The sequence below is a fragment of the Chryseobacterium tructae genome (assembly GCF_030409875.1).
GTDB classification, from domain to species: domain Bacteria; phylum Bacteroidota; class Bacteroidia; order Flavobacteriales; family Weeksellaceae; genus Chryseobacterium; species Chryseobacterium tructae.
Map to the genome: position 1 here is coordinate 2,722,588 of NZ_JAUFQR010000001.1, position 12,152 is coordinate 2,734,739.

General features: G+C 34.4%; 15 protein-coding genes. 3 read left to right on the forward strand and 12 right to left on the reverse strand.

Features of this window, described 5'->3' with window-relative positions; genetic code table 11:
• Positions 1-205 precede the first annotated feature (205 nt).
• Positions 206-1,090, reverse strand: a complete 885-nt coding sequence (locus QWZ06_RS13490) for a DMT family transporter (RefSeq protein WP_290298707.1) — start codon at positions 1,088-1,090, stop codon at positions 206-208.
• Positions 1,091-1,185: 95 nt separating this feature from the next.
• On the opposite strand from QWZ06_RS13490, the gene QWZ06_RS13495 reads away from it, so the two are divergent.
• The gene (locus QWZ06_RS13495) at positions 1,186-2,607 is read left to right on the forward strand and encodes an aminotransferase-like domain-containing protein (RefSeq protein WP_290298709.1); all 1,422 of its coding nucleotides are present in this window, start codon (positions 1,186-1,188) and stop codon (positions 2,605-2,607) included.
• A 161-nt stretch (positions 2,608-2,768) separates the two neighbouring features.
• On the opposite strand, the gene QWZ06_RS13500 is transcribed toward QWZ06_RS13495, so the two are convergent.
• From QWZ06_RS13500 to QWZ06_RS27875, 6 genes are all read right to left on the reverse strand, one after another.
• Entirely contained in the window at positions 2,769-3,365 is a 597-nt protein-coding gene (locus tag QWZ06_RS13500; protein WP_066693650.1) for a Crp/Fnr family transcriptional regulator, read from the reverse strand.
• Positions 3,365-3,742 carry a bacillithiol system redox-active protein YtxJ gene (gene ytxJ, locus QWZ06_RS13505; protein ID WP_290298713.1) on the reverse strand — a complete coding sequence of 126 codons (378 nt, stop codon included), beginning with the start codon at positions 3,740-3,742 and terminating at the stop codon, positions 3,365-3,367. The genes QWZ06_RS13500 and ytxJ overlap by 1 nt, the downstream gene beginning before the upstream one ends.
• Positions 3,739-4,200 carry a DUF1569 domain-containing protein gene (locus QWZ06_RS13510; protein ID WP_290298714.1) on the reverse strand — a complete coding sequence of 154 codons (462 nt, stop codon included), beginning with the start codon at positions 4,198-4,200 and terminating at the stop codon, positions 3,739-3,741. Before QWZ06_RS13510 ends, ytxJ begins: the two co-directional genes overlap by 4 nt.
• Positions 4,194-4,658, reverse strand: coding sequence for a YfiT family bacillithiol transferase (locus tag QWZ06_RS13515; protein ID WP_290298716.1), 465 nt, complete (start codon positions 4,656-4,658; stop codon positions 4,194-4,196). The genes QWZ06_RS13510 and QWZ06_RS13515 overlap by 7 nt, the downstream gene beginning before the upstream one ends.
• A gap of 273 nt (positions 4,659-4,931) precedes the next feature.
• Positions 4,932-5,756 (reverse strand): DEAD/DEAH box helicase, encoded by an 825-nt coding sequence (locus tag QWZ06_RS13520; RefSeq protein ID WP_353959966.1) that lies wholly within the window; start codon positions 5,754-5,756, stop codon positions 4,932-4,934.
• Positions 5,717-6,073, reverse strand: coding sequence for a DEAD/DEAH box helicase (locus tag QWZ06_RS27875; protein WP_353959967.1), 357 nt, complete (start codon positions 6,071-6,073; stop codon positions 5,717-5,719). The genes QWZ06_RS13520 and QWZ06_RS27875 overlap by 40 nt, the downstream gene beginning before the upstream one ends.
• A gap of 230 nt (positions 6,074-6,303) precedes the next feature.
• Here QWZ06_RS27875 and pncA point away from each other — a divergent pair, with 230 nt between their 5' ends.
• On the forward strand, positions 6,304-6,909 hold the full coding sequence (gene pncA / locus QWZ06_RS13525; RefSeq protein WP_290298718.1) for a bifunctional nicotinamidase/pyrazinamidase: 606 nt from the start codon (positions 6,304-6,306) through the stop codon (positions 6,907-6,909).
• A gap of 73 nt (positions 6,910-6,982) precedes the next feature.
• On the opposite strand, the gene QWZ06_RS13530 is transcribed toward pncA, so the two are convergent.
• The 3 genes from QWZ06_RS13530 to QWZ06_RS13540 all read right to left on the reverse strand — a co-directional run bounded on the left by QWZ06_RS13530 (position 6,983) and on the right by QWZ06_RS13540 (position 9,828).
• Positions 6,983-7,711, reverse strand: a complete 729-nt coding sequence (locus QWZ06_RS13530) for a sialate O-acetylesterase (RefSeq protein ID WP_290298720.1) — start codon at positions 7,709-7,711, stop codon at positions 6,983-6,985.
• 289 nt (positions 7,712-8,000) lie between these two features.
• A complete protein-coding gene (locus QWZ06_RS13535) occupies positions 8,001-8,405 on the reverse strand; it encodes a TetR/AcrR family transcriptional regulator (RefSeq protein ID WP_290298722.1) in 405 nt (134 codons plus the stop codon).
• Between the two features lie 238 nt (positions 8,406-8,643).
• On the reverse strand, positions 8,644-9,828 hold the full coding sequence (locus QWZ06_RS13540) for a pseudouridine synthase (protein ID WP_290298723.1): 1,185 nt from the start codon (positions 9,826-9,828) through the stop codon (positions 8,644-8,646).
• Between the two features lie 101 nt (positions 9,829-9,929).
• Between QWZ06_RS13540 and aroB the strand changes: the two genes are divergently transcribed.
• A complete protein-coding gene (gene aroB / locus QWZ06_RS13545) occupies positions 9,930-10,976 on the forward strand; it encodes a 3-dehydroquinate synthase (RefSeq protein ID WP_290298724.1) in 1,047 nt (348 codons plus the stop codon).
• Positions 10,977-11,069: 93 nt separating this feature from the next.
• On the opposite strand, the gene QWZ06_RS13550 is transcribed toward aroB, so the two are convergent.
• Both QWZ06_RS13550 and QWZ06_RS13555 read right to left on the reverse strand, forming a co-directional pair.
• A complete protein-coding gene (locus QWZ06_RS13550) occupies positions 11,070-11,876 on the reverse strand; it encodes a GLPGLI family protein (RefSeq protein ID WP_290298725.1) in 807 nt (268 codons plus the stop codon).
• 48 nt (positions 11,877-11,924) lie between these two features.
• Positions 11,925-12,095 (reverse strand): bacteriocin-like protein, encoded by a 171-nt coding sequence (locus tag QWZ06_RS13555; RefSeq protein ID WP_290298727.1) that lies wholly within the window; start codon positions 12,093-12,095, stop codon positions 11,925-11,927.
• Between the last annotated feature and the right edge of the window lie 57 nt (positions 12,096-12,152).

Below are 12,152 nucleotides of genomic sequence, written 5' to 3' on the forward strand. Positions count from 1 at the left end.
TGATATTGGATAAAATGTTAAATAAGGTTAATAATATTATTTAATATTTAAAACATTTATATTATTACTAAATATTTCTTATTTATTTAAATACTTTTTAATATAACGAAATTAAAATATGTTAAATCGTATAAAGACAATAAAACCCGTTTTCTTATTTATGAAAACGGGTTTTTAAATCTATTATGAGAAGTTTGATTTTTGACTATTTTGCAAACTTTTTAGTTCCTACGACACACAGAATGACTCCAACAGTTATTCCTAACATGCCCATACTTACCTGCTCGTGAAGAAGGTATGCTGCCAGAGCAAGTCCGAAAAACGGTTGCAACAGCTGAAGTTGTCCTACAGTGGTAATTCCGCCCTGCGCTAATCCTTTATACCAGAAAATAAATCCGATAAACATACTAAACAAAGAAATATACCCTAACCCAAACCAGCCTTTAAAGCTTATCGCTTCCAAATTGGATGGGAAATAGACAAAAAATAGGGGAAGCATAACCGGTAAAGATAAAACAAGAGCCCATGAGATCACCTGCCATCCACCTAATGTTTTAGAAAGTTTTGCTCCCTCTGCATATCCCATTCCACACAGTATAATAGCCACAAGCATCAGAACATCACCAATTGGAGAAGCAGAAATTCCCTGGGAAAAAGCATAGCCAATCACTAAGAGACTTCCAATCACTGAAAATATCCAGAATACAGGATGTGGCCTTTCTCCCCCACGAAATACTCCAAAAATAGCTGTAGCTAAAGGGAGCATTCCCAAAAATACAATAGAATGAGCAGAGGTAATATATTGCAATGCTAATGATGAAAGTAAAGGGAAACCTATAACACAGCCTATAGCAACAAGAGCTAATGGAAATAACTGATTTTTAGCAGGTCGTTTTTCTTTATATATTAATAGAACTGAAAGAGCAAGAATTCCGGCAATTACAGCACGTGCAATGGTTGCAAATATGGGGTTCATTTCCATAACAGCAAGTTTGGTAGCAGGCATAGAACCACTAAAAAGCAATACTCCTATGAAACCGTTGATCCAGCCATTTAGAGCCTGGTCTTTAGATATTGTTTCTGTCATCATTTTGATAAGCTTTAATTATTATAGCAAATTTAAAAAGGATAATTCGACAAACACAGTATCAGTTTTGTATATTTGCATGAGCACAGTTTAAGAAAATGAGTAAAGAATTTTTATATACAGAAATAGCAGACGGTATTGCCACCCAGATCAAAAATGGAGTGTTAAAAGCAGGAGATAAACTGCCTTCCGTAAGAATGTTATGTAGTGAACATCAGGTGAGCATGAATACTGCAAAGCGTGTTTTTCTTGAGTTAGAATCACAATCACTTGTAGAATCGAAGCCACAGTCCGGATATTTTGTAAGCCAGTTACTATCTGTAAAACTTCCGTTGCCTGAGGTAAGCCGTCCTTCTTTGATTGCCAATAATGATGAACCTGATGAACTGATCAGTAAGGTGTATGAAAATATGGGAAAAAAAGATATTACTTTTTTCTCAATTGGAATTCCATCCGGAGACCTTCTTCCACAGGCTAAACTGAAAAAAGAGATTGTAAATGCCATCAGAGAACTCAAAGAAGGAGGAACAGAATATGAAGAGCTGCAGGGAAACCTTAAGTTGAGAAGAATGATCGCGGTTCGTTCATTACAATGGGGCGGAAACCTTCACGAAAATGATGTAATTACGACAAACGGAGGTATGAACGCCTTATCTTTCTGTTTAATGGCTTTAGGAAAACCCGGGGATACCATTGCCATTGAAAGCCCTTGTTATCCGGGAATTCTTCAGCTTGCCAACGGACTGGGACTAAAAGTCTTGGAACTTCCTACCCATCCTACTACCGGAATAGAGATTGATGCTCTCAAAAAATCAATTCCAAAGATCGATATATGCCTGTTGATTCCTAATTTCAATTCACCTCTGGGAAGCTGTATGCCTGATGAGAATAAGAAAGAAATTGTACGAATCCTTTCAGAAAATAATATTCCTTTGATTGAAGATGATGTATATGGAGATCTTTATTTTGGTTCCGTTCGCCCAAAGTGTTGCAAGTCTTTTGATAAAGACGGAAGTGTACTGTATTGTAATTCTATTTCAAAAACACTGGCTCCCGGATATCGTGTAGGCTGGATTGCGCCTGGAAAATATAAAGATAAGATATTAAAACTTAAACTTTTACATTCAACCTCTTCTATTTCAATTGTGAATGAAGCTGTTGCTAATTTTCTAAAGTCAGGAAGGTATGAAAAACATCTTCAGCAGCTTAGAAAAACATTACAAAGCAATTATCAGAATTATGTACAAACCATCGCGGAATATTTTCCGGAAGGAACTAAAACCAGCCGTCCACAGGGTGGGTTATCATTATGGGTAGAATTTGATAAGAAAATCCGTACAACAGAACTTTATGATCTTGCGATTAAGCAGAATATAAGTATTGCCCCCGGAAGAATGTTTACTTTTCAAGAACAGTTTGAAAACTGTATGAGGCTTTGCTTTGGACTTCCATGGTCTGAAGATACACAGGCAAAACTTAGACAAGTAGGACAAATGGCCAAAAGAATTTATGTAAAGTAAGGAAGCGAGAAGCTGGAAGTTATTGAAGCGTGAAGGATATCTAAGTATATTCTCATTGATAATTATAATGAAAATACTACAACAATAGCTGTTAAGGTCATTTTATACTCAATATAACTTCCAGCCTCCGTCTTCCAGCTTCCAGCCCTCTATTTATTTATTTATTTATTATCCGGAACAAAGTTTTTTCTTGCCAGTTCTTTTCTTACACGGCTTAAACTTTCAGGAGTAATACCAAGATATGAAGCAATCATCCATTGAGGAACTCTGAGAAGCAAATCCGGATACATTTTAATAAACTTCATGTATCTTTCTTCTGCGGTCTCTCCTAATAAAGAATTGATCCTGTTTTGAAGACTTCTGATATGTTTCTGAAGAAGAAAATCACTACGCTCAATACTATTCGGAAACTGTTCTACCAGTTTATTGAAAAAATCAGGATGCAGAAACAGCACTTCGGAATCTTCTACCGCTTCTATGTAATAATTGGATTTTTCATTGAAATAAAGACTGCTTCGGTCGGAAATCAACCAGCTTTCAGGAGCAAACTGTATAATATGCTCTTTTCCATTCTTATCAATGGAATACATTTTCAAAAGTCCTTTCTCTACAAAGAATATATGTCTGCATATTTCACCATATTGAAGAAGAAACTGGTTTTTGGGAATCTTTTTTACTTCATAATGCAGGCTGCAGGTGTTTACACTTTGAAGGGGAACGTTTAAAACTTTGGCTAAATAATTATTAATATTCTTCATTATACGATCTGGCTTAAAGAAATGTCCTGGTGCGAAGCACTGTTAACGGGCTTTCCGTTTTCTATAACAATCAGCTGCGGACTTTCATGTCTTATCCCAAAATCCTCAGCAATTTTATTTGAAAGAGGGCGGTGAGCCAACAGGTCAAGGTAATATACTTCTACCTCTTTATCTGCGCCTTCCACTTCCTTTTCAAAGTTTCTCAATACAGTCTTGCTGATAAAACAGCTCGTTGAATGCTTGAATATCGCTATTCTATGCTGATAAGAAGCCTCAATGGCCTTTGCCAGGTCTTCCTCAGATGTTATTTTCTTCCAGAAAGGTTTTTGGTCAGAGGATTGATTACTTCCGCCGAATATTTTTTCAAAAAAACTCATACATTAAATTGTTTTAAATGATGATCAAGATGTTTGTATTCTAAAAATCCCCAATCTTTTTCAGTCATATTTCCGAATAATCTGTGGCTTTCCGGAAGTTTTTTGTTTGTACAAGCTTCCCGGAATTCAGCCAATGTTTTCAGAAGATTGGTTTTAGATTCATCAAAATCACAATCAAAATTAACGATTAGTTTTTGAAAAGTAGGCATGTTTCTCGGAATTCCGTTATTGAAAACATACATTTCCAATTTTGTAATGGTTCCAATAGCCTCAAAAATAAAATTAATACGGGGAAGTTCTATTTTTCGCAAGGCAACCTGAAGAACTAGATCACAATGCGTTAGCATCTGGCAAACGTCCATTTTTCCCCATTTTCTTTGGCTGTTTGCAGATAATCCGGAAATTCTGTCTATAATTTCCTGATAATATATTGAATTATTAAGGTGCTTTTTTACCAACCTTTTTCTTTCTTCAGGTTCTCAATATGGGCAAAATGATGATTACAATGCCAGGCGTATAAGGCAAGACTATCCCTTAAATTATAATCCTTATTGTGCTCAGGATGATGAAAAGTTCTTTCAAATTGTTTATTTGTAAGACTTTTCAGCAGTGTAGTCCAACGCTGGTGTGTTCCTTTAATCATTCTCATAGCTGGTTTTATAGGCATATGAATGCTATCCTGAAGCTCAGCCCATTTGGCTTCATCATAAGGTTTAATCGTTGGGGTATCTTCAGTAAGTGTTAGTTTAAAACGAATAAAACTGTTGACATGGCTGTCTGCAAGATGATTAACGAGCTGTCTAACCGTCCATCCCCCATCCCTGTAAAGGGTATCAAGCTGTTCATCCGTAAAATGTTCAATGAGGTTCTTAAGCCTACCAGGAAAGTCTTTAATCACTTTGATATAGGTATCCAAAGTTATATCACAGATATTCTCTGGTGCTTCAAACTGTCCTATCGGAAATTTTTATTCTCAAGATCAATCATTGTTCAGGGTTTTAACTTTTAATTATTGTCGATTTGTCCGGTTATTGATTTTTTGGGCAAACCTTTATCTAGTTCTGTAAATTTATCAAAAATCAAGAAATGTAAACATGAAAAAAATGTTAATTGTAATAATGATTAAGATGAAAAATAAAAACGCTTCAATTCTATACGATTGAAGCGTTTCTTTATTTAGATGTATATTCTAGTAACCATGCAGATCAATGCCTTCTGTTCTTTCTAAAGTTACTTTTTTACCCATTTTCTTTTGAATCACTCTGAAATGCTGCAGTTCATCATCCGTCAGAATGTTAATAGCAATCCCCTTTTCGTTGGCACGGCCTGTTCTACCAATACGGTGAATGTAATCTAAAGGAGAACGCGGCAATTCGTAATTAATCACACAAGGTAAATAATCGATATGAATTCCACGGCCAATTAAATCTGTAGCCACCAAAATCTGAGCTCCATTGGATTTAAATTCTTCTAAATTATTTCTTCGGGCACCTTGGGATTTTTGACTGTGAATAGCAACCGCTTTGATTTTATTCTTTTTAAGTTTTTCAACTAAATTATCTGCAGCTCTCGTAGACGAAACAAATATCAATGCTTTTTCAACCTTCTTTTCTTTAATTAAATATCTTAAAAAGGGTCCTTTATCTTCCGGAGCAACGTGATACGCAAACTGTTCGATATTATCAATTTCAACTTCTTCTTTTTTAATTTCAACAATCGTAGGATTAATCGAAAGACGTTCTTTCATTTCAGCAACTTTATCATTCAGAGTCGCTGAGAATAAAATGGTTTGCTTTACTACAGGCATGAGAGCAAAAAGCTTATTCATTTCTTCGCCAAAGCCTAACTGAAACATCTTATCTGCTTCATCGATGACCAAATGTTGAATTTCTGAAATACTCAGTGCATTATGATCAATCAAATCTAATAAACGTCCGGGAGTTGCTATAAGAACTTCTACTCCAAACATTCCTTTCATCTGGGGATTGATAGAAACCCCTCCATAAACAGCCATTGTACGAATTTCACGTTTAGATTTTCAGTAAAAGCTCTGAAAACTTCATCAATTTGAATGGCTAATTCACGCGTAGGAACCAATATTAAAACCTGAATATTACGACCTTTCTTAGCTTCTGTATTTTGTAATTTTTCTAAAATTGGCATTACAAAACAAGCTGTTTTTCCGGAACCTGTCTGTGCAATTCCCATCAGGTCTTTCCCTTGTAAAATAACAGGTACAGCCTGTTCCTGAATCGGAAAAGGTTTTAAATACCCTAATTTCTTAACAGAACGAATAATATTGTGTGATAATCCTAGTGATTCAAATGACATAAAAACTATTTATTTGCTGCAAAGATACGCTAAAAGGCTGGATGATGGGAGTCATAATACTCCTTTTAAAGGTGACAGTTAGTAGTTGTAGCACTAAAAGTAACTTCCCGCCTTCTTCTTCCAGATCCCTCCTTCAACTTTTTATTGCCGATTTGTCCGAAAATTTGTTTTTGGAAAAGTTTTTGCCAATTAGTTTTTATAAATTTATCAAAAATTCGAGAAATCAAAATATGAAAAAAGCATTAATAATAGTCGATGTACAGAATGATTTTTGTGAAGGCGGAGCATTGGCAGTACCGGGAGCTAATGAAATTATTCCTTATATCAACATTCTGATGGAGGAAAATGAATATGATCAAATCGTTTTAACACAAGACTGGCATCCGGCAGGACATAAAAGCTTTGCAAGCAGCAATGGACGTGAAGTGGGAGAAAGCATCATTCTAAATGGCGTTCCTCAATTCATGTGGCCAGATCACTGTGTACAAGGAACTTTCGGTGCTGAATTCCATAAAGACTTAAATCAAAGTAAAGTAACCCACATTATACAAAAAGGTAAAAATATTGAAATCGATAGCTATAGCGGCTTCCAAGACAACAACCATTTTATGAAAACTGGTTTAGACGATTTCTTGAAATACCATGATATTCAATTGGTAGAGATTGTAGGATTGGCAATGGATTATTGTGTAAAATTCACAGCTCAGGATGCTGTAGCTAATGGATATATTACCTGTCTTCATTTCAACGGAACCCGCGCTGTAAATGTAAAACCGAATAATGGAAAGGATGCCATCTATGAGATGCTTGAAAAAGGAGTAACTGTATTGGGATAACATAATAATGATATACTAAAATGTATCAAAAATAAAACAGTATCATCATTGGTACTGTTTTATTTTTTTAATATTACTTTCCACTCAGTATAGTTAATTCTGATAGAAAATCTTTAGGTTCAATATTTCCAATAGCAAATTCATGTTCCAACAATTTGATATTTTCTGTCTTGGTATAAGGTCGATTATAGATGGTTGTTAATATACTTTCTTCATCATTATCGGGTTCAGGAAGATGCCTTAAATCCCGAAAGGTCTTATAATATCTAATCCCTAATACTCTTTGTGACAGCGCATTGAAATGTATGTTATCAGCATTAGCCGTCAGTCCTTTGGCAGTAACGAAATAACAATTTGAGTGAGTTTTGGCAAAGTCTTCCAATGCTTGATTCATTAAAGGAAATGAGGTGAAATATTGTCCAAAGATCCCTTTGGAGAGAAAATCTCCTAGACCTCCTATAATAAGAGGAACTTTGGGAATATTTAATTCCTGGTGTAATGTTTCTATGATTACAGAAAATTTTTCACCGTATCTCTCGGCTTTCTCCGGTGAACAGTCGTTTTCCCCTTGATGCCATAAAATACCTGAAAGCTGGCTGGTTCGTTGTGCAAGTTTGGCTTGTGATACAGCATTTTCAAATAAAGCGCCTCCTACAGCCCAATCATCAAGGCTGGTTCCTCCATCAGCACATGGAATTAATCCTATCTCTTCTTCTGGGTTGTCGAGTCTCCAGGAGGCTGCAAATGAAGCTGCAAGGCCTACACCAGCACTGGGACGATCAAAATTAATAGGCTCGGACATGATTTTGCCATAATCCGTTTCTTTGCATTTTTAATATGTTCATCATAGATAGGCGGAACTTCTGTACGATAACCGCGACCAGCCATATTTGACTGACCTATCATTAAAAAAAAGGAATGTATCATTTCTTATTGATTTGTATGCCAATACTTCTACTGAATGAAGACCAGGCTAATTTTTTTCACTTCATTTTTGAGCAATGTCTCCAGATCTGAACGCAGTAATTGTCGCTGTGATCACACTGGTAAAAAAAGAATTCTTATCCACGGTATTGGAAACTGACGATCTATCACCTGCTGTTTTTTTGTAATTCAATAATGGCATCAAATAATTGATCTCTTCTTTCCAAATAGGCTGCACTTTGTCTACTCTCATAAGTTGTTGAAGATTTACCACTGTCATTTAGCTTAATGAGGAAAGCATATTTTGTTCCGCTGTCAATTCCTGCATATAATAAATGCTCGAGTTGTACTAAAGGATCTTCTGAGCTGTTACAAGCTTTAATAGCTGCCAATTCCCATGCCTCCATCATATTCTTATTGCATACTTCCAATAATTCATTTCGGCTTTTAAAATATCGATGAATTGTTCTTCTATTAATACCACAACTTACCGCAATGTCCTCGAATGTAGCTGAAAAATTCTCGTTTAATACGGATATTGCCGCATCAATAATTTTTTGTTGAGTGCTCATAATTCTTATATCGACTCAAAATTACGACAAATGTCTCATTTTTGAGACATTTGTTTTAAAATTATATAAAATTTCAAATAAATGGAAGGTCTGCTTGTACCATGAAATACAATTTTCACTCAATTACATATACGAAAAAGCGCAGGAATTAATTCCTGCGCTTCTATTCTTTAAGCTTAAAATTGATGATTTAAATAAGAAGCCAGAATCTAAATTAAATTCATAGCTTATCCTTATTTTAAAGCATTTTAAGGTTGTTTACTTCCAGTTCTGAAAGAATTCTCCAGTGTCCTCTTTTGATGTTCTTCTTCGTTAATCCGGCAAACATTACTCTGTCTAAAGATTCTACCTCGTATCCTAATCTTTGGAAAATTCTTCTGATAACACGGTTCCAACCGATGTGGATCTCAATTCCAATTTCATTTTTCGGTTTTCCTTCAATGTATGAAATCTGATCAACTACTGCTACTCCTTCATCAAGACGGATTCCTTCTGCAATAAGACGTAAATCTTCACCTGTTAATTTCTTGTCTAATGTTACATGATAGATTTTCTTAGCATCAAAAGATGGATGCGTCAGCTTTTTAGTCATGTGTCCGTCATTAGTCAATAAGATAACTCCTGTAGTGGAACGGTCTAATCTTCCAACCGGGAACAATCTATAAGGCGAAGCATTTGCTACAAGATCCATTACTGTTTTTCTTGCTTTATCATCCTTCGTTGTAGAAATATACCCTTTTGGTTTGTTCAGAAGTACATATACAGGTTTTTCCGGTGTAATACTTTGTCCATCAAAAACAACTCTGTCAGTTTTCTGTACCTGGTACCCCATTTCAGTGATTGCTTTTCCGTTTACCTCTACAAGCCCTTGAGTGATAAGTTCATCAGCCTCTCTTCTGCTGCAGATTCCGGAATTAGCAATATACTTATTAAGACGGATGCTGTCTTTATGAATGTCTTTATCAATCTTGTTCAGTCTTCTTTTCTGTACAAAAGATCTTGTTTTGTCATCATTTCTATCCTCTCCATTAGCAGAAGGTCTTCTACCATATTTTAGGCTACCTCTTTCATACTTATCTCTTGTGTCAAAACTTTTACCACCTCTCTTGGGTTTTCCAAAAGATTTTCTTTCATAGCTTTCGCTTTTATTCGTGATATAAGCTCTACTTTCAGATTTTGACTCAGAATCATCACTTGAGCTATTAAAACTCCCAGTATTTTTCTTAAACGGTTTCTTTTCAAATCTTGAGTTGGATCCTGAATGTTCGGGGCCTTTTCTATCTCCGTCTTTAGAGAAAGGTTTTTTAAAAGGTTTTGATCCTGAAGAATTTCCAGATCTGGAAGCACGAGAATCATCAGAACTTTTCTTGGTTGAAATTCTTGGTCTCTTTGGTCTGTCTGAATTATTATTATCTCTGCTCATTCTAAAAATTTCTGCAAAGATAGTAATTTAGTTACGAGTTAAAAATTAAGAATCATAACTTTGCAGAATAGTTTACATTTTAACCTTACATATTTTCAAAGATGATAACAATATTAAACGATAATTTTTCGCAACTCAACGACTTTCTTCATGGGAAAACGTTCAGTAAAATTTTTATTTTAGTGGATGAAAATACGCATGAATATTGTCTTCCTGTTCTTTTAGGCAATATGGAGACAGATCTTGGGTTTGAAATTCTGGAGATTGAAGCAGGAGAAGAAATGAAGAATATCCAGACTGCGAATCAGCTTTGGGAAATTCTTACCGAAATGCAGGCAGACCGAAAAGCATTAGTCATTAATCTTGGCGGTGGCGTTATAACAGATATGGGAGGTTTTGTAGCATCTACCTATAAAAGAGGAATTCAGTTCATTAATATCCCTACTACCCTATTATCCATGTGTGATGCCTCTATTGGTGGCAAAACAGGGATAGATTTGATGCACTATAAAAATATGGTAGGAACATTTGCATTCCCTGAACAGATATTTATTTACCCTCAATTTTTAAAAACATTACCCTTTAAAGAATTAAGAAGTGGATTTGCCGAAATGTTGAAACATGGTCTGATTGCTGATAAAGCCCATTGGAAGCAGCTGATTCAGATTCATAAGCTTGAGGTGGAATCAGTAACCCCTTATATCCAGAATTCTATGGATATCAAACAGGATGTTGTAGAAAAAGATTTCCATGAAAGTAATATCAGAAAAACCTTGAATTTTGGACATACAATAGGCCATGCTGTGGAAAGTCTTTGTTTACAACAGGGAAATCCTATTCTTCACGGTGAAGCTGTTGCTATGGGAATGATTAGTGAAACTCATCTGGCCTTTCTTGAAAACCTTATTTCAGAAGAAGATTCAACAATGATTATTGAAAACATCCAACGTTACTATCCTTATTTAGACATCAGTGATTTTAAAGATGAAGATATTACCGCTTTATTATTGAATGATAAAAAGAACGTGGACAGTAAAATTAATTTTTCTCTACTTACTGGAATCGGGTCATGTAATTATGATCACCAATGCAGTCAAAAAAATATACTGGAAGCCATTCATTTTTATAGAAAATTGAATGATCTTTAAATTGTTTTTTCTTTGGTGTAAAGAATGATAATAGAATATTACTAATTTGTAAAAAAAATAAAGCACCTAATTAAGGTGCTTTATTTTTAAAATCTATTGTATAAGTTCAATGGGATTATTATCATGTATTTTTCTTTCTTTTATTTTAACATCCAAATCCTTTAGAAATTTTTGTTTTTCTTCACTGGTTTTAAAAATTATATCGCCAGTAAATGCCTTTTCTCTATACCTTTCTAAGTCACTTTTTTTAGAAATTTTTTCAAATTCATTTAAAGTAATTTGTTTTGACTCTTTATAAGTAGTATCATTTAAAATATCGTAATTAGATTTCTTTTTCTCCACTGATATAATTTCAAATGAATGAGTGTTTGTTTTATCATAGACTTTTAAAATAAGTCCTGGTAAGCCATGAAATTTATATGGACCATCTTGAAAAGAAATTTCCGTGGTAAACCATGCCGTCCATTCTCTTCCTCCAAAATGGGCTGTGGCTTTCTGTGTATTATACTCTCCAATCTTTTGTTTATCAGATAAAATTTTCCAATTTATTTTTCTTTCATCCTTAACTTTTAAGACAGGGTTAGGCATATGGTTAGGCGTATAAAAATACATAATACCATCACCTTTTTTTTCTACCACATATTTTATTTTCATTGAAATATCTGGGAATGACATTATTCCTTTCTCTGATTGCGCAGTCATAGTAGAATCAGATATTATATGTTTTAAGCCAGTGAAAATTGATTTGTTATCTTTTTCAAGGTCTAAAACCACAATTTCTTCGGAGATATCATCTTTTCTCAAAGTATCAGATACAAATTTGTAATTATAGGTAAATCTAATATTTTGAGAATAATATATGCAAGGTAAAAAAAAACAAAAAAGAAGTAAACTTTTCATTTATTAAAAATTTAAAAGGGCTACTTTGAAAAGTACCCCTTAATTTATTTAACAACTTTGTAAAGTTGTGCCGGCATCAACACAGGTTAAATTATTTGAGTCCCCATAGACACCTGTACTACAACCACTAAAATTACAACAGCACCATCTGCCTGGATCTCTAAACCCTCCTGTTACTGATTTTAAATTTTCTCTTGAAATTTTTTTAAGATTTTTCATAATAAGTGTTTTAAAATTGTCTGATAAATATAAATATTTTTTTTAATCACTATTGAG

Bases quoted from the DNA above. Each gene is read 5' to 3' on its own strand.
- QWZ06_RS13520 (WP_353959966.1), bottom strand. From the start codon at position 5,756: ATGGCTGTTTATGGAGGGGTTTCTATCAATCCCCAGATGAAAGGAATG.
- pncA (WP_290298718.1), top strand. From the start codon at position 6,304: ATGAAAAAAGCATTAATAATAGTCGATGTACAGAATGATTTTTGTGAA.
- QWZ06_RS27875 (WP_353959967.1), bottom strand. From the start codon at position 6,073: ATGTCATTTGAATCACTAGGATTATCACACAATATTATTCGTTCTGTT.
- QWZ06_RS13500 (WP_066693650.1), bottom strand. From the start codon at position 3,365: ATGAAGAATATTAATAATTATTTAGCCAAAGTTTTAAACGTTCCCCTT.
- aroB (WP_290298724.1), top strand. From the start codon at position 9,930: ATGATAACAATATTAAACGATAATTTTTCGCAACTCAACGACTTTCTT.
- QWZ06_RS13490 (WP_290298707.1), bottom strand. From the start codon at position 1,090: ATGATGACAGAAACAATATCTAAAGACCAGGCTCTAAATGGCTGGATC.
- QWZ06_RS13535 (WP_290298722.1), bottom strand. From the start codon at position 8,405: ATGAGCACTCAACAAAAAATTATTGATGCGGCAATATCCGTATTAAAC.
- QWZ06_RS13550 (WP_290298725.1), bottom strand. From the start codon at position 11,876: ATGAAAAGTTTACTTCTTTTTTGTTTTTTTTTACCTTGCATATATTAT.
- QWZ06_RS13495 (WP_290298709.1), top strand. From the start codon at position 1,186: ATGAGTAAAGAATTTTTATATACAGAAATAGCAGACGGTATTGCCACC.
- ytxJ (WP_290298713.1), bottom strand. From the start codon at position 3,742: ATGAGTTTTTTTGAAAAAATATTCGGCGGAAGTAATCAATCCTCTGAC.
- QWZ06_RS13555 (WP_290298727.1), bottom strand. From the start codon at position 12,095: ATGAAAAATCTTAAAAAAATTTCAAGAGAAAATTTAAAATCAGTAACA.
- QWZ06_RS13530 (WP_290298720.1), bottom strand. From the start codon at position 7,711: ATGTCCGAGCCTATTAATTTTGATCGTCCCAGTGCTGGTGTAGGCCTT.
- QWZ06_RS13540 (WP_290298723.1), bottom strand. From the start codon at position 9,828: ATGAGCAGAGATAATAATAATTCAGACAGACCAAAGAGACCAAGAATT.